The 22,977-nt window shown below is 49.4% G+C and carries 21 protein-coding genes; 8 read left to right on the top strand and 13 right to left on the bottom strand.

The genetic code is table 11. From position 1 onward, the window contains the following. Positions 1-4: 4 nt before the first annotated feature. Positions 5-871 (bottom strand): class I SAM-dependent methyltransferase, encoded by an 867-nt coding sequence (locus H6F88_RS17400; protein WP_190644001.1) that lies wholly within the window; start codon positions 869-871, stop codon positions 5-7. A gap of 206 nt (positions 872-1,077) precedes the next feature. On the opposite strand from H6F88_RS17400, the gene H6F88_RS17395 reads away from it, so the two are divergent. Next, positions 1,078-2,748, top strand: a complete 1,671-nt coding sequence (locus H6F88_RS17395; protein ID WP_190644000.1) for an FAD-dependent oxidoreductase — start codon at positions 1,078-1,080, stop codon at positions 2,746-2,748. A gap of 320 nt (positions 2,749-3,068) precedes the next feature. Next, positions 3,069-5,282: an ATP-binding protein gene (locus H6F88_RS17390; protein ID WP_190643999.1), complete on the top strand. Its 2,214-nt coding sequence runs from the start codon at positions 3,069-3,071 to the stop codon at positions 5,280-5,282. Positions 5,283-5,296: 14 nt separating this feature from the next. On the opposite strand, the gene H6F88_RS34050 is transcribed toward H6F88_RS17390, so the two are convergent. The 5 genes from H6F88_RS34050 to H6F88_RS17375 all read right to left on the bottom strand — a co-directional run bounded on the left by H6F88_RS34050 (position 5,297) and on the right by H6F88_RS17375 (position 9,275). After that, positions 5,297-5,431, bottom strand: coding sequence for a hypothetical protein (locus H6F88_RS34050; protein ID WP_277882192.1), 135 nt, complete (start codon positions 5,429-5,431; stop codon positions 5,297-5,299). A 707-nt stretch (positions 5,432-6,138) separates the two neighbouring features. Beyond that, positions 6,139-6,567 (bottom strand): anti-sigma regulatory factor, encoded by a 429-nt coding sequence (locus H6F88_RS17385; protein ID WP_190643998.1) that lies wholly within the window; start codon positions 6,565-6,567, stop codon positions 6,139-6,141. Between the two features lie 3 nt (positions 6,568-6,570). Then, on the bottom strand, positions 6,571-8,286 hold the full coding sequence (locus H6F88_RS17380; protein ID WP_190643997.1) for a SpoIIE family protein phosphatase: 1,716 nt from the start codon (positions 8,284-8,286) through the stop codon (positions 6,571-6,573). Positions 8,287-8,290: 4 nt separating this feature from the next. Continuing rightward, positions 8,291-8,425: a hypothetical protein gene (locus H6F88_RS34045; protein ID WP_277882191.1), complete on the bottom strand. Its 135-nt coding sequence runs from the start codon at positions 8,423-8,425 to the stop codon at positions 8,291-8,293. A 136-nt stretch (positions 8,426-8,561) separates the two neighbouring features. Continuing rightward, positions 8,562-9,275 (bottom strand): response regulator transcription factor, encoded by a 714-nt coding sequence (locus H6F88_RS17375; protein WP_190643996.1) that lies wholly within the window; start codon positions 9,273-9,275, stop codon positions 8,562-8,564. Between the two features lie 281 nt (positions 9,276-9,556). Between H6F88_RS17375 and H6F88_RS17370 the strand changes: the two genes are divergently transcribed. Next, the gene (locus H6F88_RS17370; protein ID WP_190643995.1) at positions 9,557-10,984 is read left to right on the top strand and encodes a PAS domain-containing protein; all 1,428 of its coding nucleotides are present in this window, start codon (positions 9,557-9,559) and stop codon (positions 10,982-10,984) included. A 49-nt stretch (positions 10,985-11,033) separates the two neighbouring features. Here the strand turns inward: H6F88_RS17370 and H6F88_RS17365 are convergent, their stop codons facing one another. From H6F88_RS17365 to H6F88_RS17355, 3 genes are all read right to left on the bottom strand, one after another. Then, positions 11,034-11,735 (bottom strand): Crp/Fnr family transcriptional regulator, encoded by a 702-nt coding sequence (locus tag H6F88_RS17365; protein WP_190643994.1) that lies wholly within the window; start codon positions 11,733-11,735, stop codon positions 11,034-11,036. 400 nt (positions 11,736-12,135) lie between these two features. After that, positions 12,136-13,197: a helix-turn-helix domain-containing protein gene (locus H6F88_RS34540; RefSeq protein ID WP_190643993.1), complete on the bottom strand. Its 1,062-nt coding sequence runs from the start codon at positions 13,195-13,197 to the stop codon at positions 12,136-12,138. Between the two features lie 944 nt (positions 13,198-14,141). After that, the gene (locus H6F88_RS17355; RefSeq protein WP_190643992.1) at positions 14,142-15,008 is read right to left on the bottom strand and encodes a pentapeptide repeat-containing protein; all 867 of its coding nucleotides are present in this window, start codon (positions 15,006-15,008) and stop codon (positions 14,142-14,144) included. Positions 15,009-15,238: 230 nt separating this feature from the next. Here H6F88_RS17355 and H6F88_RS17350 point away from each other — a divergent pair, with 230 nt between their 5' ends. Continuing rightward, positions 15,239-17,068: a hypothetical protein gene (locus H6F88_RS17350; RefSeq protein WP_190643991.1), complete on the top strand. Its 1,830-nt coding sequence runs from the start codon at positions 15,239-15,241 to the stop codon at positions 17,066-17,068. A gap of 128 nt (positions 17,069-17,196) precedes the next feature. Beyond that, positions 17,197-17,850 (top strand): triacylglycerol lipase, encoded by a 654-nt coding sequence (locus H6F88_RS17345; protein WP_190643990.1) that lies wholly within the window; start codon positions 17,197-17,199, stop codon positions 17,848-17,850. Here the strand turns inward: H6F88_RS17345 and H6F88_RS17340 are convergent. Next, entirely contained in the window at positions 17,804-18,235 is a 432-nt protein-coding gene (locus H6F88_RS17340; protein ID WP_190643989.1) for a VOC family protein, read from the bottom strand. The two genes, H6F88_RS17345 and H6F88_RS17340, sit on opposite strands and share 47 nt — an antisense overlap. Before the next feature lie 136 nt (positions 18,236-18,371). On the opposite strand from H6F88_RS17340, the gene H6F88_RS17335 reads away from it, so the two are divergent. Together H6F88_RS17335 and H6F88_RS17330 are read left to right on the top strand one after the other, a co-directional pair. Next, on the top strand, positions 18,372-19,154 hold the full coding sequence (locus H6F88_RS17335) for a TIGR00297 family protein (RefSeq protein ID WP_190643988.1): 783 nt from the start codon (positions 18,372-18,374) through the stop codon (positions 19,152-19,154). A 57-nt stretch (positions 19,155-19,211) separates the two neighbouring features. Next, positions 19,212-20,738, top strand: coding sequence for a thioredoxin-like domain-containing protein (locus tag H6F88_RS17330; protein WP_190643987.1), 1,527 nt, complete (start codon positions 19,212-19,214; stop codon positions 20,736-20,738). A gap of 52 nt (positions 20,739-20,790) precedes the next feature. Here the strand turns inward: H6F88_RS17330 and H6F88_RS17325 are convergent, their stop codons facing one another. Next, positions 20,791-21,087: a hypothetical protein gene (locus H6F88_RS17325; protein ID WP_199313847.1), complete on the bottom strand. Its 297-nt coding sequence runs from the start codon at positions 21,085-21,087 to the stop codon at positions 20,791-20,793. A gap of 99 nt (positions 21,088-21,186) precedes the next feature. Beyond that, positions 21,187-21,708, bottom strand: coding sequence for a DUF1643 domain-containing protein (locus H6F88_RS17320; protein WP_199333657.1), 522 nt, complete (start codon positions 21,706-21,708; stop codon positions 21,187-21,189). Positions 21,709-21,781: 73 nt separating this feature from the next. Here H6F88_RS17320 and H6F88_RS17315 point away from each other — a divergent pair, with 73 nt between their 5' ends. Then, positions 21,782-22,714, top strand: coding sequence for a DUF4349 domain-containing protein (locus H6F88_RS17315; RefSeq protein ID WP_199333656.1), 933 nt, complete (start codon positions 21,782-21,784; stop codon positions 22,712-22,714). Here the strand turns inward: H6F88_RS17315 and H6F88_RS17310 are convergent. Next, a complete protein-coding gene (locus H6F88_RS17310) occupies positions 22,698-22,967 on the bottom strand; it encodes a hypothetical protein (protein WP_190643986.1) in 270 nt (89 codons plus the stop codon). The genes H6F88_RS17315 and H6F88_RS17310 overlap by 17 nt on opposite strands. Positions 22,968-22,977: the final 10 nt, after the last annotated feature.

Here is a 22,977-nt window from a genome sequence, read left to right as displayed (position 1 = left end):
TCCTCTAGCCCATTGCCCACTGGCGATCGCCTTCTTCCCATTCAGAATACCGCATCGGCTCCGCACTACCAGGAATTGGTTTAACTCCGTGTGTCACCTGTTGCACCCACCAAATATCTTCCGTTTGCACTGAACCAAACCCAGCGGCACCCATCCAGGCATCCACGCTGCCTGCGGCATAGTCTTTGATATAGGGTTCTTCAAAGACTTCAGTGAGCCAAGCCGTTTGCCGTATAGTAGCCTGATTGCCATCGAGAATGGCAACCTCACCGCCCACCTTGAGCAATCGGAAACATTCCCGCAAAATTTCACGGGAAATAGCAGGCGGCGTTTCGTGAAACAGCAAAGAAGCCGTCACCAGGTCGAAACTTGCATCGGGAAATCCCGTTTGCTCAGCTTTGCCGTGCTGAAATTGAATATCGAGTTTGGCATTGCGGGCTTTGTGGTCAGCCACAACCAGCATGTAGGGCGACAGGTCTAGACCAATCACCTCTGCCTGAGGAAAGGCTTGCTTGAGTAACAGCGTGGTGGAACCTGTACCGCAACCTAAATCGAGAATGCGCCGAGGCTTGCTTTGGATGCGTTGAATCAACCCCTGACGCACGATCGTTTCGTTAGGCGGTAGAACGTATTGAGTAATGGGATCATAGGAAACGGCTGCATCCACATTTAAATAGCCATTCTGGATGCTGTGAAAATTTTGACTGCGGTAATAGTCGGGATATTGCAGGTCTGGTTGACGCAGGTGATCGCTCTCTGCCTCCCAATCAATGCTCTTGTAAAACTGCGTGAGGGCTTCTCGGTCAATCAGGAAGTTCTTAAAAATAGGAGCCAGAAACCGTTCAAATAAAGTGTCGCTTCCAACCGCCATAGATTAACTCCATTGGTCTACCTTTACAAAGTGTAATAAATTCCTCTAGAAAGTGGAGAGCCGGAGTACTTTTGGCATTGCGTCAAGTTCAATGCTGCACACTGCATTCATTTGTATCGACACCAGACTCAACAGTACGCGGCGCTGCATCCTATAGTGAATGTGTTGCGGCTTGCTGAACTAGATATCCAGACTCCAGATTACTCATGGCTAAACCTGCAATCTTGACCGTTGATGATGATCCTGAAGTGTTGCAGGCGATCGCCCGTGACCTGCGACATCAATATGGCGATCGCTTTCGAGTTGTGCGGGCAGACTCCGGGGCAGCAGCTCTAGAAGCTGCTCAGCAGCTTAGCCTGCGAAATGAATCCGTCGCTTTGTTTTTGGCAGACCAACGAATGCCTCAAATGACGGGCGTTGAATTTTTAGAACAGGGAATGGAAATTTTCCCGGATGCTAAGCGGGTTTTGCTAACTGCCTATGCAGACACGGATGCAGCGATTCAGGCAATCAATGCAGCTAAGCTCGACTACTATTTGCTCAAACCCTGGGATCCTCCAGAGGAGCGGCTTTATCCAGTGTTGGATGACTTACTGGATGACTGGCAAGCATCCTTCCGCCCACCCTTTGAGGGGATTCGCGTCGTTGGCAACCGTTGGTCGCCCCAATCTCACCAGGTGAAGGATTTCTTAGCCCGCAACCAGGTGCCCTACCAGTGGCTCGATTTTGAGCAATCGGAAGAGGCAACCCAGCTATTGTCCTACGCCAACGCAGGACGAGAAGATGCCATACGGCTACCTACCATTGTGTTCCCGGATGGTTCACACCTCAGCCAGCCCTCTAATGCTGAAATTGCCACTAAGATCGGGCTGAAAACTCAAGCCGATCGCCCCTTTTACGATCTAGTAATTGTGGGTGGTGGCCCGGCTGGACTGGCAGCCGCAGTTTATGGAGCCTCCGAAGGATTAAGCACGCTCATGATCGAGCGTCAAGCTCCCGGTGGGCAAGCGGGTTCAAGCTCTCGCATCGAAAACTACCTTGGCTTTCCAGTGGGGCTTTCGGGTAACGATCTGGCTCGTCGGGCCGTGACGCAAGCCAAACGCTTCGGCGTAGAAATCTTGTCTCCCCAAGAAGCCGTTGGAGTTCGGGTGGAAGACCCCTACCGCATCCTCAAACTAGTAGATGGTACGGAGATTAGCTGCCACGCACTGATGATTGCGACAGGCGTATCCTATCGCAAGCTCGATGTGCCAGGCAGCGAACCGTTGACTGGGGCAGGAGTGTATTACGGCGCAGCAATGACGGAGGCGATCGCCTGTCAGGGTGAGCACGTCTACATCGTCGGTGGCGCAAACTCGGCCGGTCAAGCAGCGATGTATTTCTCTCGCTATGCCAGTCAGGTGACGATGCTGGTGCGGGGTGAATCTCTCGTGAACAGCATGTCTCAATATCTCATTCACCAGATTGAATCAACGCCCAACATCAAAGTCTGTCCCTATTGCAGTGTGGTCGAGGTGCAGGGCGATGGGCATTTAGAGAAAATTGCGATCGCCAATTCCCAGACGGGCGAAACGCAGCACGTTCCTGCCAAATCGCTGTTTATTTTCATTGGCGCCAGTCCTCAAACCGATTGGCTCAGCGGTGTCGTCGAACGGGACGAAAAAGGCTTTGTTCTAACCGGACCAGACCTGCTGCGCGAGCGCCAGCGACCCCGCGGTTGGACACTAGACCGCAACCCATTCTTGCTAGAAGCCAGCGTCCCCGGCATCTTTGTTGCCGGAGATGTGCGTTACGGTTCCATTAAACGGGTTGCTTCGGGGGTGGGAGAAGGGGCGATCGCTGTCCAATTCATCCACCAGTACCTTAGTAAGGTTTAAGCAAATACCCTCGTCGCAACACCTTCCTGTAGAGACAGCTTATAAGCCACAGCGTAGGGGCGGTTCGCGAACCGCCCCTACGCTGTGGCTTACCCATCCGAGAATGGCTGTAAGAAATGATTCCTACAGGAAGTCTAGTAATTAATTTGCTGAATGGACGACAAATCTTATGACTTGAGTCACTTTAAGCGGATTTGCATCCCGATCGGAAGTAGAAACGTATAGGGAAAGACTGCTAAACTTCTGCAAAACTTCAAAGATTTTGTCACTGGGGCATCTAGCGTTTTAGTCTCTCCAACCCGATCGCTTGATCACGACCGATGCCACAAAAATTTCTGGCTCGTCAGCTTTCCAGAGTTCCGCAAAAGCTACCGCTACACTTGATTCTGGTTGTGCCCTTCGTCTTGCAGATGTTTGCAGTCGTGGGGTTAGTTGGCTGGCTGTCCTTGCGAAATGGGCAAAAAGCTGTCAGCGAACTCGCCACGGAACTGCAAGAAGAAACGGCGGCCCGCATCGAGCAACATCTCACCACCTATCTAGCAACGCCTCAACTGATTAACCAGATCAATGTAGATGCAGTGCAGCGAGGCGAGCTAAAGATTCAATCTGAGCAGAGCAAGCGATATCTCTGGCAGCAAATTCAGCATTTTGAAACCATCAGCTGGATTTACTACGCCACTCAGCAAGATGGAGAATTCATTGGTGTGACTCGTCAGGGTCACAATCGGGAACTGCGATTGGCTTTAAACCAAAAGCAAAATGACTATCAAACTTTCTATTACACGCTCGATCTTGAAACCAACAGAGTCGAGTTTCTAGAGACTGACCCAGATCCCTATCAGCCCCAAAGTCGTCCTTGGTACCCTGTAGCAGCAAACTCCAACGAAGCAAGCTGGAGCGAAATCTACCCCGACTTTGATACGTCCCAGTTGGTGATTACAGCAAGTTTGCCGGTCTACGACGATGCTGGAGCGATCGCCGGAGTTGTGGGTGTAGACCTGTTTCTCAACGACATCAACCAATTCCTCCACAGCTTACATGCTGATAAAGCAGGGCAAACCTTCATCATGGAACGCTCAGGGCTGCTGGTTGCCAGTTCCACCGCTGAACCTCTTGCAGAAAATGCTGAGGGGCAGTCAGAGCGCATCCAGGCAACGGAAAGCCAGAACGAGTTTATTCGAGCAACCGCTGAGCATGTGAATGAATCCTTTGGCTCAGTGGAGCAAATTCAGTCTCAAACCCAGATGAATTTTGTCCTGGAGGATACCTCCGGTCAAGGCTCAACAGGAAACCGTCACTTTTTACGAGTGACTGCCTTTCAGGATGGCAAAGGACTGGACTGGCTAATTTTTGTGGTGGTGCCTGAGTCTGAATTCATGTCCCAAATTCATGCCAACACTCGCACCACAGTCATGCTGTGTTTTGTGGCGCTGCTAGTGGCGATCGCCCTTGGCACTCTCACCGCTCAGTGGATCGCTCAGCCCATCCTGCAACTCAGTGAAGCCTCCAAAGGATTAACTAAACACGTTGCCCAACCCGATTTTGTCAATCAACCGCTAGATGCAGAAGTAGAAATCAACGGAGCCGACGAAATTAGAATCCTGGCAAAATCCTTTAACCAGCTATCTCGTCAACTGCAAGCTTCATTTGTAGCGCTAGAGGGGACAAACTCTGAACTGGAAGTGCGGGTTGAACAACTCAAACAAGTCCAGCTTCAGCTGGTTCAGAGTGAGAAGATGTCTACTTTAGGACAGCTCGTTTCCGGAGTTGCCCACGAAATCAACAATCCCGTCAACTTTATTGCAGGCAACCTCAAGTATGCTCGCCGCTATACCCAAGAACTGCTGAAGCTGCTGCAACTTTACCAAAAGCACTACCCCACGCCACCCTTGGAAATCGATGCCCAAATTCGGGCGATCGACCTGGACTATGTCAGCGAAGATTTGCCCAAACTGCTAGGTTCCATGACCGAAGGCACCAACCGGATTTGCAGCATCAGCAAGTCTTTGAGAACTTTTTCACGAGGAGATTCCATCCAAGTCGCTGTCAACATTCATGAAGGACTCGACAGTACGCTGATGATCTTGAGACATCGGCTCAAGGAAAATGGACAGCGTTGCGCCATTCGGGTTAACAGGCGCTATGGCTCGTTGCCTTTGGTCAAGTGCTACCCCACTCAGCTCAACCAGGTGTTTATGAATATCATCGCCAATGCGATCGATGCGTTTGATGAACCCAGTGCAAAAAATCTGAAATTCTCTAAATCATCACCCGCCACAATCACGATTTACACCAAAGTGGCTGACTATGAGGATAAGGTGATCATTGGCATTGAAGATAACGGCCCTGGCATGACAGAAGAGGTGCGATCGCAAATCTTTGACTACCTCTTTACCACTAAGCCCCTAGATAAGGGAACAGGGTTAGGACTCCCTATCAGTCGCCAAATTATTGTTGAAAAACACGGCGGTACCATCACCTGCCTTTCTGCCTCCGGTCTAGGCACAGAATTTATCATCGAACTGCCGATGTGAATGCTACCTTCCCATTACTCCCATTCCTGCACACAGGAAACCTGAAAACAGCGTTCGAGGTGCTTGAGCTGATTATGTAGTCTCACGATCGGCAAAGCTGGTAAATGAGATAGACTCCAAATCTCAAGTCTGACCCACATCTTCTTCATAGCTGCATTCCTAAACCTCTTGGTTCAGTTTTCCCTACGGATGTCTCCTAAACGACAGCTTAAAAAATCTCTCATGCTACCTTATCACTTCCAAAAATTGGAGCTACAGATGGAAGGGCACCCCGCTTCGCGGGGTGCCCTTCCATCTGTAGCTCGTTTTTATAGAAACGGTATTACAAAAAGGTGTCCTGAACAGTCCTGCCTTTGTCTGCACTAGACTCCCTGTATGAATCATTTTTTGAAGCGTGAATGGTAGCGCAGGGTGTCTATTGGTGAGGATTTTTTGTGAGGAGGATACGCACCTTATTCCATTGCAAAAGATGAGCAATTGGATAGATGGGGTAAAGGTGTTACAGGAGTGAAAATCAGTGAAGTTTATGTAGCAACGCTTAGTTCTTCACACACTACAGGTGAACTATGGTCGGCATCTTTGCACTTTTGATTTGGCTTACCTTTTTAACCCTTCTCCCCAATCTACCCAAAACGCCTCATATTTAGCCTCATACTCAGCTTTTTTGAACGACTGAAGCCATGTGGATTTTTTGCTGTGGGATGTATCGTTCCGCCTCAACCTTACAGTTTCAAATCACAGCTCGGTTAGTTAAAGAAGTAGGCATCGGGCAACAGATAGGGTGGATAGATGCAAAGCGGCTTAACGAAGTGCGTCTAGCTATCGTCCCTCAATCTTTCTGCGAGTTTAATCAAGTTTAATGTTGTTCTTGATTGGACAAGGTTGCTTCTAGTCTGAGACAGTTTCGCCCATTAACTTGAAGCCGATATTCTACTTTATCCATCAGACGGTTGAGAATTAACCAGCCATACCCTCCGTCTTGCTGGTCTTCTGGAGTGGGCGGCAGATATGTAGATAGGTCAAACCCCTTCCCATGATCCCAAATTTCCAGGCAGATATCCCGATTTCGAAGCTCTAGGCGAATCAGCACAGGCAAGTTGGGCTGATCGCGGTGAGCATGACGTACTACGTTGGAATAAGCTTCTACCAAAACCAGGCGAAGCCGATTAGACTGACGTGGCCAATCAACTTCATTGCCTAACTCAGATTCCAGGGAACCTAAAAGCCAGTTTTCAACGATTGTCAAAAACTTGAGATCGCTCGGTACATGCAGTTCAGTTCTCATTAACTACAGAACCTCCAGAGAAAGAATGGTTTGGTCATCTTCCTGAACTTTATGATGAGCGCGAATTTTGGTAAGTAGGTGGGTTAGGCTAAGCTCACCCTGTTGTTGGATGAGCAGTCTCCAAAGCCCTGATTGTTTCAGCATTGAGCGAGTTGATTGCTGGCTAGTTCCAATTGTTTCGTCTGAAACGGTCGCTTCTGTGATGCCATCACTGGCGAGTAACAAGATTTGCCCCGATTTTAAGGTAAGTTCTTCAGCAGCAGCTTGCCATACTGGCAGGATACCCAGAGGAACTCCACGCACTTCTAAATAAGTTGGCTCTACAGTCACGTCTGGCTTATTTGCTAGAGCCAGGACTTGCTGCGGTGACCAGATTAGAGGATAAATATGTCCTGCGTTTGCGTATACCAATTGCTGGGTCGAGGGTGTGTATCGGGCCAAGACCATCGTGATGAAACAGTTACTTCCCACCAAATCTTCTGAAAGGCTGCTGTTGAGATGGCGCATGACGATGTTGGGTGCGGGCGGGTTTTCTTGAGATAGCTCACGCCGTAGCACTGAGATCGCACTGGCCATGAATAAAGCCGCAGGCACACCTTTGCCAGAAACGTCTCCGACTGCTAGCCAGAGGTCGCCCTGGGGATGCTGATAAACTTCAAAAAAATCTCCTCCAACTTCGCGAGCAGGATAGCAGCACGCCTGAACTTTAACTCCTTCTACTTCGGGTAGAGTTTGACGTAGCAGGTTGCTTTGAATTTGTCGGGCTACGGCTAGCTCTGTCCGCATCTGCTCGGTCTGCTCCTGAATCTGCTGATAAAGCTTTGCCTGGGAGATGGCCAAAGATGCCTGTTGAGAAACGCCTTGAATCAGCTCGATTTCTTCGACGCTCCAGAGGCGATCGCTCCCCCTATAAAGCACAAGAATGGCTAGAAAATCTTGCTGGTAGCTGAGCGGAACAATGAGTTGGTTGTAGGGTGCTGTTTGGTGTTCGGCTGGGATGATCTGGATCTGGCGGGTGGCGATCGCTTCTTTTAATGCGACTGGGGCAATTGCTCCTGGTTGATTCGCGTCGTTCTGGCTTAATTCTGCGGCGGATGCTTCAGTTCTGTAGGAGAAAACTTCGTCTAGCAGACGGTGATGGATGGGATCACCCACACTTTCAACAGGGCGAAGAATACAGGCATCGGCAGTAAAAGTTCGACCAATCGTGTTGACGACGGTTTGCAGCATACTGCGATAGTCCAAAGACTCTCGAATCGCAGTGGTGACAGCGTTAAATAGGGATTCTCGTCGTAGGGCACGCTGTAGCTCAGTTGTGCGCTGCTTGACGACCCGGTACGTATCAGCCGCCTGTTGCACCACCCGCTTCAGTTCGTCCGGATTCCAGGGCTTGGTGATGTATTTGAAAACCTTGCCTGTATTAATTGCGCCTACCAGGTCTTCGACATCCGTGTAGCCTGTTAATACAATCCGAGTCGTATCGGGGAAACGCTCAACCGTGCGGCTCAGAAACTCAGTGCCGCTCATTTTTGGCATTCGCTGGTCGGAGATGATCACTGCCATCTCCCCTTCCTGGTCTAGAAGTCTCAGGGCGATCAGTGCGCTCTCCGCCTTGAACACGTCAAACTCACGCCTAAAGGTTCGATAGAGCAAGTCAAGGTTGTCAGATTCGTCATCTACAACCATTAATCTCAGCTTGCTCTCGCCTGCTTGAGTCATGCGGTTACTTCACTCCCCCAATCGTGTGACGCGATCGCAAGAAATTCTCAACCAAAAATGGCAGCACTTCTAATTGAAGTCTGCTGTGTAGATAGTTTGACTGAATTGGATGGCAAAGACGTAGATTCAGAGACGACATCAGCAATTCTTCTAATGTTCTACCGGATATTAAACAGTAGATGCCTCTGCTATATGTTGATTACCACACAAATAGGTCAAGCGCTTTTTGTGTGCTTGACCAAAACTGCCCCGACTCAAACGATAAGAGATGAGCTTTAGCCAACTAGCCCAGAGCGAAGTGCCCGAACAGCAGCCTGAGTGCGGTCATCAGCGCAGAGCTTGTTGAGAATGTTGCGGACGTGCGTTTTGACGGTGCCTACAGTGATGTAAAGACGGTCAGCGATCGCCGCATTGCTACAGCCCGCCACAATTAGCTCTAGCACCTCTAGCTCACGCTCGGTCAGAGGATAGGTCTCTAGAATCTGGTTGTATTCTGGGGCAGCGGCATTGATCGCAACGGTCGGCTCTACCTCGACGGCAGCGGGCTGGGGTTGACGGGCTTGAGATAGCACAATTCGGGCGATCGCCGGATCAATCCAGCTATTGCCTTCATGGGTCACTTGCAGCGCTTCCATCAGCTTGTCAAGGCTGACATCCTTCATGCAGTAAGAATCTGCCCCTGCCGCAAAAGCCGCCAAAACAGTCTCTTCATTGTCATTTAGAGTCAGAATTAAAACTTTTGTCTTAGTCTCTTCTGAGCTCGCCTGAAAATCGCGGAAGCGGCGAGTCAGCTCAACCCCATCCATATCTGGCAAGCCAATGTCCACAATCGCGACATCGGGCTTGGAAGACTGTAGTAACTGTAATCCTTCTGTGGCGTTGGCTGCTTCGCCAACCACTTTTACACCTTGTTGCTGTTGTAAGGCAGTTCGCATTCCAACTCGCGTCAGGTCATGATCTTCAATCAGGGCAACGTAAATTTCACTCATGATCTCATTTGTGCAACTTTCTGCAACTTTGTGACGATGGCAAAGGAAGGGGAGCAGTTGAAGAATGTATCTAGACTAGCTAACGGCTAGCCAACTATATCGACTATACCGACAAGTGAGCCAGCTTCATGGGTTCAACGATACGAAGTGTAGCAATCGAGCCGTTTGTCTAGAAGTCCACTAATTTGTGCCTCCACGTCCAACCTAAACCGAGAGGTAACATACGACTACCGAACTGGATGTACGGTTTAGCGACCTGTTGCTTTTAAAACAAGAACGTTATGAATCCTGCTTTCAATCAGCAGATGTCTGAGTCTACCCCCTCTCCAGTAGAAGAACCGCCTTCAGTTGAGGTGGAGCAACTGAGATTGCGTTTGCAGGCTTATGAAACCAGGCAGCAGCAGTTGCTTCAAGCTATCCCCCACCTCATCTGGCTAGCAGATGCGAATAAATCGGTTGTTTGGGTGAATCAGCACTGGTGCAGCTACACTGGCTTGACAATGGCAGCATCGCTGAAGCAGGATTTCCTCCAAGCTCTTCATCCACAGGACCGCGATCGGTTTTTAAGCCTCTGGCAGCAGGCTGAGATTGCTGCAAACCAGTTCACCCTAATTTACCGTTTATTTCAGCCGAATGGTACATGTCAAAAATTTCTGGTTCAGCTTGTTCCTTTGAGCAGCACAGGTCAAATTGAAGCTTGGGGCGCAATTCATACTCACTTGCCTTTAGCAATGCAGCCAGATGGAATTCAACTGAGAGATGAAGGTGAAGGCGGTGAGGTAGTGCCAAGCTACGCGGCTTGGCAGGGTGTATCAACAATAGCAAGCGTTATTGGACAGTCTGCCAACCTGCTGACGCAGGGAGCGCTCGCCTCTCAACAAGCTCAACTTCTAAATACTTTGAAGGAGCGAGAAAATCATTTAACGGCTCAAAATGAGCTACTGCTCCAGCAAACCTCTAAACTGGCGCAACAACAGCAGCAGATTCAGCAGCAGCAGCAGCAGCTTCAACAAAGTGCCCGCCTCAAGTCGCAATTCTTGGCAACTATCTCACACGAGCTGCGAACTCCGATGAATGCGATTATCGGATTCTCGCAACTGTTGCTGCGTCAGCGTCGTTATCTCAGCGATTCTTCTCAAGAAGACATGCTGCAGCGGATTTTAAGTAATGGCAGAAACCTGCTCTCACTGATCAACAACATTCTTGATCTCTCTAATTTAGAAGCAGGGTATTTAGCCTTAAATCCAGAAAATCTAGATTTAGGGCTTTTAATTAGAGCTACGGTTGAAGAGATGCGATCGCAAGCCGAGCAAAAAGGGTTGTCCTTACAGGTGCAATCCGACATGCAAACGCTAATGGTCTCAAACGACCGCACTCGGCTCCATCAAATTTTGGTCATCCTAATCTCCAATGCGATCAAATTTACTGAGTCCGGTGGAATTCTAGTGTCGCTAGAGCCGATTTCTGGCGATCGCGCTCTGATCACAATCCAGGACACCGGGATTGGCATTAGCAAAGGCGACCTTTCCCACATCTTTGAAAGATTTCGTCAGGCAGACCAGAGCCAATCCCGACGCTATTCTGGTGCGGGACTGGGACTGGCGATCGCAGATTGGCTAATTCGGATTATGGGCGGCGACATCAGTGTTGAGAGCAATCCGGGGCAAGGTTCAACCTTTCGAGTGGAATTACCTCGGCAAGTGAAGTAGAAGGATGAGGCAGTACCTTCTTGCCTTAGCCTTCAACTGCCAGTCCCTACTAAACCAACAGACGCTCCAAAGCATAAACATCAGGAATACAGAGAATATCCCGTTCGCGCAGGATCAGCCCTTTACGCTCCAGCTTACTCAGCACGCGAGTTACCGTCTCCCGTGCCAGTCCGCTAAGGCTGCTGAGTTCGCGGTGGGGCAAGTTTGGAATCTCAATTCCCTGCTCTCCCCGCTTTCCCTGACCATCCGCCAAAAATAGGAGAATGTCTGCTACCCGTGAAACGCTATCTGACTCTCGCAGTCTCAACCGTCGATTGACCTGACGCAGTCGTCGCGCCATTAGCTGAGCTAACCGAATACCCGCTTGGGGCTCTGAGTTGATTAGCTGCACAAAATCCTGGGCAGGCATGTTGCCGATCGCCGTTGGAGCTAATGTAATTACATCCGTTGAGCGTGGCACCTCATCTAGAGGAGCCATTTCACCAAAGACTTCGCCCTTACCCAGAATATTGAGTGTGACTTCCTTTCCATCCAAGTTGTAAGTCCGAATCTTTACCCACCCTTCCAGGATGAAGTAGACTGAGCTGCCCCAGTCGTTTTCCAGCAAAATTACCTGATTCGGCGGGTGGCTCCGAATAACAACGTGAGCAGTTGCCTTATCTACAAGGGCTTCTGGCAAACCGTCGAAAAAAGGAGCAGATCGAATCAGTGAATCGTTGCGGGATTCACGGGGGCTGTACCGGTCTTCCATGAAGCCATCATACTCAAACTCTGAGGTCAATAAACGCTTGATTGGGGAGGCGAGGGGTGCTGGCAACAGCTTGTCTGGTTAAGCAAATGCCCTATTTAGAGCATCTTCCAGCGCTAAGCAACTTAATGAAGCGTTCAGCTAAGAACACAACCTAACCTGTGCTTACCAGGATGCTCCTTGTTTAGGCGTTAAAACGATCGCCCTAGCAGCATACCGCTTCAGCAATACCAGCGTCTAGGTAAGCGAAGTAGGAAGCCAAAATCTCCCAATGTCGCCTTGACAAGTTGTCCAGCAACCTCACAGCCATCATAACCCAGAGTCATCCTAAGACCGGAAGAAGCGCCAGGTGTTAGGGGGCTTCACCCCCCATCAGCGAATAGCTACTGTGTTGAGAATGAACCTAGAATGGCATCGTTTCTGGTGGAGCTAGATCTGTTCCGGCGATCGCCCCTGCCCCACTTGCTCTCATTCCTGGAATCACGTCCAGCCGCTGATTTCGACTAGTCGTTTGAGCGAGTTCCTGTGAGGAGTCCGGCTCAGGGTTAAATGCCCCATCCGGGAAAGGCTGCTGAGCCATCCATGCTAGTCCTCCTACGGCTCCTGCCATCAATGCTGCATATCCAAAATATAGGTGGACAGGACGCAAGCAGGAAGACGTTTCGTCTGAAATTTGCCAGGAGGGAAGCACCGTCTTAGCGGTGTCAGGAGCTGGCAAAGCCTCCGCCATGGTTGCCCCATCTAGCTCTAAAGCATCTCCCACACGTCGAATAAAACCGCGCACATAAACGTCTTCGGGCAATTGCTCAACCTGACCGTCTTCCAATGCCTTGAGTTGATGAATTGGAATCCAGGTAAGGCTATGAAGTTGGTTAAGAGAAAGAGATTTAGCTTGACGGGCATGGCGCAGTTCTTGACCAATTTGTCGCACTAAAATCTCGCGCGGTGGGCTAGAAGGCTGAGCGGTCGCATCAGGCTTACTGGGATCAACCTTCGCCAAGATGCCAGCACGCGATCGCTTTGATTTTGAACGCAGTTCTGCCTTTGGCGAAATTGCCAAACCACTCGACGAAGCTACCTCAGACTTTTCACGCAAGTTTGAGATGGCTTGAGGAATACTGTCTTGGATAGGCTCTTGGGCAGAGGAAATGCCCTCCTGCTGGCTTAACAGGCTAGCAGCATGTTGTACCTCCGACTGATTGGCAGTTGCAGGTACCTGATATTGTTTGACAAGCTGACGGAGAGCTAAACGAATTGCCTCTCTGCAAGCTGATTTGATCAGTGCTTGAGGACCTTCGATCGCCTCTCCTACAGTTTTTTGTAAGCTCGACAAAGCCCGACGGTAGGTTTCACTGTGATAAAGCTCGGCTTCGACTTGGTTGAAGATGGTCCTTAACTTTTCTTGTGAAAGTGCAATTCTTGTATTTTCAGCCCCTTCAAGGCAGTAGGTAGGTGTTAGTGCCACGATTCTCTTATCTCCGTTGCTCAATCAAACAGCGTGTAAAGTCAGGCAACATAGGCTGAGACGGAAGCACAACTCCAGACTCCCCCCTCAATCCTGCGAAATCTTCTTAATTAGCCAATTTCCAGGACTCCCAGGTTGTCGTATCACTTTTCCTACGGATTGGTAGCAATTCCGGAATCAAAAGCAGAAATCTGGAACTTTGCCCCAGGTAACGGAGTTGCTGCAGAAAGGCTTGGCGCAGCACCCCCTTTAAAAGCAAAAAGGGGACGTATTGCGCCCCCTCCCTATTTATTTATGTTCATGAATTATTTCTATTCATGAGCTAAGTAATGCTTTTGGTAGAAGCGGGTTCAAATCAAAACGCCCTATTCTAGATACGAACAAGAGATGTTGATGGATGAGTGGGCGTTCAAGTAACCTTTAGCTACGAAAATGCTCTTCCGGCCGGTAGGCGTTTTGCAAACAGCGTTCCAAGTGTCGAATGTTGTGAGAATACCAAAATCTTCGAGGACGGAGGATTAGTGGTTTCTGAGCGCTGAACAGCGGCTGGTTGAGATAGCTCCACAACGGGAAGTGATTCCTATTAGGTTTACGATTCATAGCTAATGGATGTGAGAAGAGAAGAGATAAGAGGGGATGAGTCTTTGGGTCTGCACTAGAACGTGCGACTTAATGACCTAGTATAATCGTGCCCAAATCCGCTGCAAAATTTCTCAAACTCAGAAGGTGCTATTCTGCTGCTTTCGACGAAATTGTGCGTTGCTATTTGGAACGAGGGGCGATCGCAGGCAAATCTGTAGTCGCCCTTCTTAGTCTTACTGCGTGAGATTGAGCAGAACGTAATTTTTAGGTGGAAATATGAGTACCTTCATCCAAAAATTACATTTCAACAGCCGTTGATTCCTGATCGACAGGCGGCAAAGTTCAAGAAACCATGACTAAAATTAGTCTCTGACAGTGCCATCTGGCATAATAGTTCGGCTTAAATCAGCCCCTTCCAGGACAGTTTCTTCTAAATGAGCATCCTGTAAATTTGCGTCACTCAAGTTAGCTCCCTCCAAAGTTGCCTGTTGTAGGTCAGCCCCGCTTAAGTTGGCATTACTAAGATTAGCTCCACTCAGCTTGGCACGCGGAAGTTTTGCTCCCAATAGATTAGCCTGATTTAGGTTAGCGCTAGACAAGTTGGCGTCGCTTAAGTCAGCCCGATTTAACCGAGCGCTAGTTAAGTTAGCTTCACTGAGGTTGGTTCCACTGAGGTTGGCGTTGAGCAATCTGGCATTGTTTAAGTTGGCGCTGGTTAGGTTTGCCTGTTTTAAATCAGCCCGACTCAACTCAGAGCGACTTAACTCGGCTTGGCTTAGGTTAGCGCTGCTTAAGTTGGCGCTGCTTAGGTCAACTCCAAGCAAAACAGCGTTTTGCAAGTTTGCTTCACTCAGATCAGCACTGCTTAAATCTGCTCGGTTGAGCCGGACTTCGCTGAGGTTGGCATAACAGAGGATTGCACCGCTCAAATAAGCGGCAAGTAAGTTGGCGCTACTCAAGTTGGCATTGCTTAAGTTTGCCTGATTTAAGTCAACTCCACTGAGGTCGGCACCGCTAAAGTCAGTACTGTGCAGGTCGGCCTTGCTGAGGTCGGCACCGCTGAAGTCTGAGTTTTGCAGATTGGCTCCACTGAGGTCAGCCCCAGCAAGTTTGCTTTTGCTTAGGTCGCAACTGCTAAAGTCAAGAGTCACTTGTGGATTTTCTTGTCGCCACTGATTCCAGCGACCGACATCTTGTTTGAGTAGAGTGAGTTGTTCCTCATTTGCCATAGCAAGCGTTTCCTAAAACCTGGCGCTGATTCTACAGAGGCATGATAGCCAACTTCAACGAGGGGGGTTGCCTTCCTTTTAAGACTATACGCAGACGGTGATATTTCTCCACGTAAATCACGATTGCTGTAACACGCGGTCAATCCTGTGCTAGAAATTGTTTCAGTTTGCGATCGCCCGCACCGGGTTGGAAGCTTAAGCCAGGATTGCAGTGCTTCAGGGAGAGAGTTGTGAATCCAAAAAATATCTTGCTGCTGTCTGGAGCTTCGGTCGCGCTGTTAGTTCCCCCAGCGATCGCCAACCAGCCCACCGAATCGATCCCCGATTCATCTCCTGCTATCGAAACCGATTTACAGACACCCGGATCGATTGTGGTGGAAGTGCAGGTTGCTCAGCCAGAGCAAATAGTGGAGGCAGTGGAGGAAATCGCCCCAGTTGCTCCTGTGCCTTCCGTCAGCCCTCCAGAGCCATTTGCTCCAGATTTTTCTGCGCCTGCACCGGAAGCGATCGCCCCTACTTCCCCTGAGCCCTTAGAAACAGAGATTGAGTCTATTCCAGTTGCTGCTCGAGCCGATGAAATAGTTGCCTCTCCATCAGAGGAGCCACTAGAGCTGGATGAGAAATTGGACAAATCGGTTGCTGCTGTAGCTGAAGCAAGTCCTATTTCCCCCGCAGCTTCCTCTGAACTGATTGAGTTAATTGAGACAGTTGAAGAAACTGAGTCAACTGAAGAATTGGATGAGCCAACTGAAAATCCTTCATTTGAGGCGATCGCTCCCAATGCAGAATTCCCTAATGAACACTCTGAGAATTCGCCTGTTGAGTCGCCAAGTGAATCAAGTAATCAGTCAGACCATGAATTAGATCGTGAGTTGTTCAATGAATCTTTGAATCAGTCTGAAAATGAATGGACCGAGAATTCTCCTCGTCTCTATGGAGCACCTGAAGCAGAAGCAGACCTGATTGAGCGGCTGGCTCAAGACGACCTTGATCACTGGACATCCGACGAGTGGATTGACCTACTGTTGTCTGAAGATGACCTAACAGAAGGTACCGGGAGAGATAACTTATCTACTGATCCCGCAGTTCCAGAATCGAATCAGGAGACAGAACTTTCTCAAACACAACTTGAAGCGGCACAACCCGATTCACTAAGGGATGTCACCTTAGATTCTGATCCCCATTTGCCTGAGTCCGATGCACCGCAAACACTTAACCCAGCTAGTACTGCTTCAGCTAGTGCCAATACCAATAGTATCGATAATAATTTGGATACAAGCTTTGCTAATGAAGCTGAAACAGCACCGAGATATCGTTTGGTAGTAGACGATCGCGTCATCCTCAACGTCGAGCCCTACCGCTTCGATTGGAAGCCATCTCATAATCCTGACTCAATTCGTAAGCAAAAACTGAGAGGGCGATCGCCCACCGTCAGTCCAACTTCTCAAACTGCCATCAGTGCAGGCATTGGCTTTAATTTACGAGTATCTAACCGGGCACAGTTGCAGTTCGCTTACAGTGCCCAACATGCAAATGAGTTGGAGCCAAAGTCAAAACCAAGTCCGTCTGTCCAACCAGCAACGGAAACGCCCATTTCTGCTCAGGGTGTAAAAGTAGGGCTAACTAGGGCAGATCAGCCAATCAAGACAAACAATTTGATTGAGAAAACCGAGAAAGCCGATTTAGTAGAAAGAATTAAACCAGTAGAAGGAAGTAGTCCCGTCAGGGAGACTACCAGTTCCAGCACTTCTACTAATCAATCCACTAATCCTGTTAAAGAAATTCAGTTTGTTCCTCTCAAAACAGAAAAGACTAACGTTGCGAGTGAGTTGAGCAAACCCGCCTTCAGTTTCAACCGTTCTTTTGAATGGCGGATTGCCCCTACCGTTGTTTTGAATACTTGGGGTGGCTTGACCGTTAATCCCTTGCCGCCAGAATCTCCCATTCTTTCTTTGACCTATTTGTTTTACCTGGGCTTTCCTGATCCCCTTGACCAGGAAGGCGATCGCCTAGTTTTCATGGCTGGGCAACCCTCCCGTTCAACAGATGACAGAGAGTAGGGCAAGGGAGTACGTGATTACCTCCGCCTTATTTCGTCCTTCCCCTATGCCATTGCAGCAGGTGTCCTCCCAAAGACATAGAAGCGATCACCGCTGTCTAAGCTAGAGATACATCACTCCACTTTCCCATGAGCAACTCCCCCTCTCGCAATCCGGTTTTGCTAATCCACGGCATTGACGACACTGCTATCTTGTTCAACCGCATGACCTCCTATCTTCACCAAGGAGGTTGGGCAGTTCACAGCCTGGACTTGATCCCCAATAATGGCAGCGTCGGGTTAGACAGACTAGCTCATCAGGTTGCAAATTACATTGAGCAAAACTTTGCGCCCGACCAGCCAATTGACCTGATTGGATTTAGCATGGGTGGGATTGTCAGCCGCTATTACGTGCAGCGTTTGGGTGGAATTGACCGCGTGCAGCGATTTGTCACAATTTCGTCTCCTCACAATGGCACCTGGACAGCTTACTTTCGCCCCAACCTGGGCGGCAACCAGATGCAGCGAAATAGCGCCTTCTTGTATGACCTAAATCAAGACGTGGCAGCGCTGGCACAAATCAACTTCACCTCGATCTGGACACCGATGGATCTAATGATCTTGCCTGCCGTGAGTTCCAGACTGCCTGTTGGTCGTGAAGTGATCCTCTCTGTTCCCAGTCATCCTCAGATGGTGACAGATGCTAGATGTCTGAAAGCTGTTGCAGATGCTTTGTCAGAACCGCTGCAAGTGTTGCCTAGCCCGGATCTCCGACTTGAGCAAATGTTGCCTCTCCAAAAATAGCGCTGGGATGACAGTAAAACTTAAACTCCAGCAGGTTGTAGAACGGATCTTCTAAAAAGAAAGTGCAGTGTTCTAGGGGTGAATCAATAAATCTGCGCTTGGGCTGTTGATGAAACTTCAGCCCTTTGTGTTGCGCTCTTTCTAACAACGTTTCCCAGTCCGCTTCAGCAGTAAACACTAAGCCAAAATGTCTGGGGTAAATTCCCTTTTGCGGCATCAGCGGTTCCTGCGTTACCTGTGCCACAATTTGGTGTCCGTGGAGATTGAGGATGAGCGATCGCCCCCCTTCCCGTCCTGGCTCACAGCCTAAGCCGTCAACATAAAACTCCCTGGTCTGTTCCAAATTGCTCACTGGAAAAGCCAGATGAAATAAAGTCTGCTGCATAACACCCTTATTACCTAGAGCCTTATTACTTAGAGTCAGATCGCTCATCTCCCGATAACATGGCTATTGAGTACTTCAACTTATGGTAGCTTCTTGTAAAAATTCCGTAGAAGGCTCCTAAATCATCCCCAACGCCATGCCCTCCTACCTCACTCCCCTTACTCCCTGGCTAATTGGAATTGGACTAAATACAGTTTTGCTGGCGATCGCCTATTTTGCCCCCAAAAAGCTCCTGACCCCAGCGGGATACATTCACGCCTGGATTTTGGGAGTCATTCTCTGGGGAACGTTAGGCTGGGGAGGTTACGTAGTGATGATGTTCTACTTCCTGGTTGGCTCTGCCGTGACACGAATCGGCATGGCAAAAAAAGAAGCGGCGGGCATTGCCGAGAAGCGGTCGGGGGCACGCGGACCAGAAAACGTTTGGGGATCTGCCTTGACGGGTACGATTTGTGCCCTGGCTGCCTATGTGCTCGGCTTTAGTGAATCGGCGGAGTTACAAACATTCATTCCCCTGCTGCTGTTGGGATATGTTGCCAGTCTCAGTACCAAACTTTCGGACACTTCTGCCAGCGAGGTTGGCAAAGCTTACGGTAAGCACACCTTTTTGATTACCACGCTCAAACCCGTGCCACCTGGAACTGAGGGAGCGGTTAGTCTGGAAGGAACACTGGCAGGTGTAGTCGCTTCGGTGGCGATCGCCCTAATTGGTTGGGCAGTCAATCTAATCAATCCGCTGGGTGTGCTGCTGTGCGTGATTGCTGCCTTCATCGCCACCAACTTAGAAAGCGTGATCGGTGCAACCTTACAATCTAAGTTTGACTGGTTGACGAATGAAGTAGTCAACATTCTGAATACCCTGATTGGAGCGATCGCCGCCATCCTACTGGCTTTAAGCATTAGGGCGATCGCTCTGTAGAGACGCGATAAATTACATTTCCCCAGTGCCAATCCTTCTCACCCCAAAGGAATTCCCATGCAGCGCGATCGCGTTAGAGCGCCAGAATTACCCCAAGACTATCCCTGGTTGAATAGCGATCGCCCCCTTTCGCTCAAAGCATTGCGGGGCAGAGTTGTTCTATTAGATTTCTGGACATACTGCTGCATCAACTGCCTGCACGTTCTGCCAGATTTGAAATATTTGGAGCAAACATACAAAGACTGCCTCACCGTCATTGGCGTTCACTCTGCCAAATTTGACCACGAAAAGGAAGTAGAGAACGTGCGTCAGGCAATTCTGCGCCATGACATTGAGCATCCTGTGCTGTTAGACCAAGACTTTAATGTTTGGCAACAGTATGCAGTTCGAGCCTGGCCAACGCTGATGGTAATCGACCCGACCGGATATGTAGTTGGCTCCGTTTCAGGTGAGGGACATCGGCAAGCACTCGACGACCTAATTGAGCAGATGATTCAGGAGCATCGGCAAAAAGGAACTGTTAATTTTGAGAAATTGAGCTTAGTGCTGGAGAAGGAGCGATCGCCCCTCACCACCCCCCTTGCCTTTCCCGGAAAAGTTTTAGCAGACGCAGCTAGCGATACCCTCTTCATCGCTGATTCTGGATATCACCGCCTTGTTGTCACCAGCCTTGATGGAGCCATCAAACACACCATTGGCACTGGAACAGTGGGACTGCAAGACGGCAGCTTTGCCGATGCTCAGTTTGCTTCACCCCAAGGCATGGCGTGGGATGCAGAAACTCAGCTTCTCTACGTTGCAGACACAGAGAATCACGCAATTCGCCAGGTTGACTTCCAGCACCAAATCGTTCGTACCCTGGCAGGAACTGGAGAACAAAGCCGCAACATCCGTCCTCACAGCGGCATTGGGCTAAAAACTGCCCTAAATTCTCCCTGGGATTTGGTCAAACTGGGTAATCATTTGTTTATTGCAATGGCAGGTTCACACCAGATTTGGCAAATGAATCTGGAAAGCGGCATCGTCAGTACCTACGCAGGCACAGGAGCCGAATCTTGCGTAGATGGGCTAGTCAACGATGCCGTTTTTGCACAACCCAGCGGCATTGCAACTGATGGGCAGGAACTTTATGTGGCAGATAGTGAATCCAGTTCAATTCGGGCGATCGGTTTAGCTGAAATGCCCAAAGTGCGAACTGTTTGCGGTAGTGGAGAACTGTTTGGCTTTGGTGATGTCGATGGGAAGGGCACAGAAGCCAGACTGCAACACTGCTTAGGGGTGGAGCCTGGAACCAACGGACAGCTTTGGATCGCTGACACCTACAACCACAAAATTAAGCAGGTCGATTTACAAGCCGGATTTTGTCGAACCGTTTTGGGGAATGGCGAGGCTGGGCTGAGGGATGGAGAGGCGATCGCCACCCAATTCTCAGAACCCTCAGGCTTAAGCTTCGCTGGAAACTTCTTATACATTGCCGACACCAACAACCACGCTATCCGCCGCGTTGCGCTCGATACTCTGACTGTGAGTACCCTCTCTTTCGCTGGACTCTGTGCCCCTAACGTTTGCTTTCCGGCAAGCTAGAAAAAACGGGAGAGGGCTTAAGCCCTCTCCCGTTTTTTAGTTGGAAGCGATGTTAGTTGGGACAGCTAGGAAGCGATCGCCCACCATACTCACAATCAAAATAATTCAGCGCATCCCGGCTTGATTCAAAACTGCCTGATTGAAAATGACTGCCATTAGGATAGCTGCGCCGACTCCAGATTTTTAGGTAGTACTGAGTACCGTCATCCGTTCTCCAAAGTTGATAGGCGTAGTTGCCACCTGTGCCATTGCTAACCCGAAAGTCAGCTAGTGCTGCTCTCGTAGTCAACAAAATTGTAGTCATTGCCAAAATCGAACCAAACGCAAGCATTAATTTTTTCTGACTCATTGGGAAAATACTTAGATACAAGCTGAATGTCTGCATCTAGATTGCCCAAGCTCCTGCCTAGATTAGAGAAAGTTGCGTTAAAGCGGCTTGAAGAAATCGTCAAGATTGAAAAGGCATAGGATAAGTATCACTTCTTACATAGAGCGGATGGCGTGGCTGTCCTGATCGATTGACACTCAGACAGCAAACATGGCGATGCTCAGAGACTAACTGCAAAACAGCTTGATCTCGTTGGTTCAACCTGCCCCAGTTACCCCATGCCACAACCAGCATTTCAGCAGTTTGCATGGCTGCATTCAGATAACGGTCATTTTTGTCCCCAATTGGGTCAGTTGCTTGCAGCAAATCCTTCAAGTGCGTTGCACGATAGGCAAACAGATTGACCACTTCCAAACAGCCATATCCCCAGAACTGAGCAAAACTGATGCAGCGGCGAATCGTTGGATCGTTCTTTTCGGCATCTGCGGAACTGGGGTTCAGCATGATGAATCCAACTTTTGGTGCGTTTGCATCCCATTCTCGCCATAGGGAATAGCGGTAGGTGCCTGTGGGGTCGAAGGTTGCTCCTGTTTTAAGCTGCACTGGAGGGGTGGAGGGATAGGCGTGTTTCTTAAATTGCAACTATCCAAATTTTGGCATTGGAAATAGTCATACTCGCAGCATTCAACCTTGAAGCTTAAGGAAATTAGCTACAGTGAACGACTCTAAATACTTGCTCAGGCGAGGTTTGCTTGGTGTAGCTCTGTGTGGAGGTGCAATGCTAGTTGGTTGTGCTAGCTCTCCCTTGCCTGCGGGTGATTCAACGGCGAGTGCCCCAGCTTCAACGGGAACTCCAATGGCAGGGCAAAATTTTGCTGAAACAGCCGACGTAGTGGCAGCACCTGTGGTTGCTGAAGTGCCGCGACTGCTTCCTCAAATGATCAAAACGGCAGACATTACAGTTGTGGTGGATGCAGTGGATGAGAGCCTTCAACGGGCAACGGCGATCGCTCAACAGCAGCAAGGCGATATATTAGGTTTACAAAACCAGACTCCGCCCAATGACTACTACCGCCACACCGCTTCACTTCAAATGCGAGTGCCTCAAGAGCGGCTAGAGCTAACTTTAGAGGCACTCGGCGAATTGGGAACTGTACAGCGGCAGTCCATTACGGCTGAAGATGTCTCAACCCAGCTTGTAGATTTTCAGGCGCGGCTAAGAAACCTGCGAAAGTCAGAGGAAATGCTGCTGCAAATTATGGAGCGATCGGGCGACCTCGGTGAAGTGCTGAAGGTCGCTCAAGAACTCAGCACAATTCGCAACTCGGTTGAGCAGATCGACGCTCAGCTTAGCAGCCTGCAAAATCGGGTAGCATATTCAACCATCAACTTGAGCTTAGAAGGGGCGATCGCCGATGCTCCAGCTCAGCGGGCGCTCGGCATCCAGCTTCGGGAAACCTGGGAAAGCGCCTCTCACTCAATGGGCAAGCTGACAGTTGATTTCATTCAGCTCAGCATTTGGCTAGCGGTTTATAGCCCCTATCTTTTGATCTTTGCAGGAGCCACTGTTTGGGGATATCGCCACTTAAAACAGCAGCGATCGCACTCTGCTCCTGCTACCTCAGAAGCAACTACGCGAAACACTTAACTCGGTGCCAGTTCTTGTCTTCATCCTGGCAATAGTAGCAACCTTCCCACCAAGTACACTGAATATAGGAATCGTCCACCATGCGGCTTTTAGCTGGCTGCTCATTGCTCAACACATTAACAACTTCATCCTTCCGATCAGCCGCTTTAGCTGCAATGCTATCTAGCGTCTTTTTCAGAGATTCAGGAATTGCATTGTCCTCAATTGCTAAGTTTTCCTGCTTTACCTTGATTTGCTTTGTATCTGGTTTCATCTCTGATAGA

Origin of the sequence: Oculatella sp. FACHB-28 (assembly GCF_014696015.1) — a bacterium.
In the GTDB taxonomy this organism is placed as follows: Bacteria; Cyanobacteriota; Cyanobacteriia; order Elainellales; family Elainellaceae; genus JAAUTN01.
The sequence above is the reverse complement of the archived record's forward strand: the minus strand, read 5'-3'. Positions and strand labels throughout refer to the sequence as shown.

Coding starts and splice junctions, on each gene's coding strand:
- H6F88_RS17400 (WP_190644001.1), bottom strand. CDS start 871: ATGGCGGTTGGAAGCGACACTTTATTTGAACGGTTTCTGGCTCCTATT.
- H6F88_RS17395 (WP_190644000.1), top strand. CDS start 1,078: ATGGCTAAACCTGCAATCTTGACCGTTGATGATGATCCTGAAGTGTTG.
- H6F88_RS17390 (WP_190643999.1), top strand. CDS start 3,069: ATGCCACAAAAATTTCTGGCTCGTCAGCTTTCCAGAGTTCCGCAAAAG.
- H6F88_RS34050 (WP_277882192.1), bottom strand. CDS start 5,431: ATGAAGAAGATGTGGGTCAGACTTGAGATTTGGAGTCTATCTCATTTA.
- H6F88_RS17385 (WP_190643998.1), bottom strand. CDS start 6,567: ATGAGAACTGAACTGCATGTACCGAGCGATCTCAAGTTTTTGACAATC.
- H6F88_RS17380 (WP_190643997.1), bottom strand. CDS start 8,286: ATGACTCAAGCAGGCGAGAGCAAGCTGAGATTAATGGTTGTAGATGAC.
- H6F88_RS34045 (WP_277882191.1), bottom strand. CDS start 8,425: ATGTCGTCTCTGAATCTACGTCTTTGCCATCCAATTCAGTCAAACTAT.
- H6F88_RS17375 (WP_190643996.1), bottom strand. CDS start 9,275: ATGAGTGAAATTTACGTTGCCCTGATTGAAGATCATGACCTGACGCGA.
- H6F88_RS17370 (WP_190643995.1), top strand. CDS start 9,557: ATGAATCCTGCTTTCAATCAGCAGATGTCTGAGTCTACCCCCTCTCCA.
- H6F88_RS17365 (WP_190643994.1), bottom strand. CDS start 11,735: ATGGAAGACCGGTACAGCCCCCGTGAATCCCGCAACGATTCACTGATT.
- H6F88_RS17355 (WP_190643992.1), bottom strand. CDS start 15,008: ATGGCAAATGAGGAACAACTCACTCTACTCAAACAAGATGTCGGTCGC.
- H6F88_RS17345 (WP_190643990.1), top strand. CDS start 17,197: ATGAGCAACTCCCCCTCTCGCAATCCGGTTTTGCTAATCCACGGCATT.
- H6F88_RS17340 (WP_190643989.1), bottom strand. CDS start 18,235: ATGCAGCAGACTTTATTTCATCTGGCTTTTCCAGTGAGCAATTTGGAA.
- H6F88_RS17335 (WP_190643988.1), top strand. CDS start 18,372: ATGCCCTCCTACCTCACTCCCCTTACTCCCTGGCTAATTGGAATTGGA.
- H6F88_RS17330 (WP_190643987.1), top strand. CDS start 19,212: ATGCAGCGCGATCGCGTTAGAGCGCCAGAATTACCCCAAGACTATCCC.
- H6F88_RS17325 (WP_199313847.1), bottom strand. CDS start 21,087: ATGAGTCAGAAAAAATTAATGCTTGCGTTTGGTTCGATTTTGGCAATG.
- H6F88_RS17310 (WP_190643986.1), bottom strand. CDS start 22,967: ATGAAACCAGATACAAAGCAAATCAAGGTAAAGCAGGAAAACTTAGCA.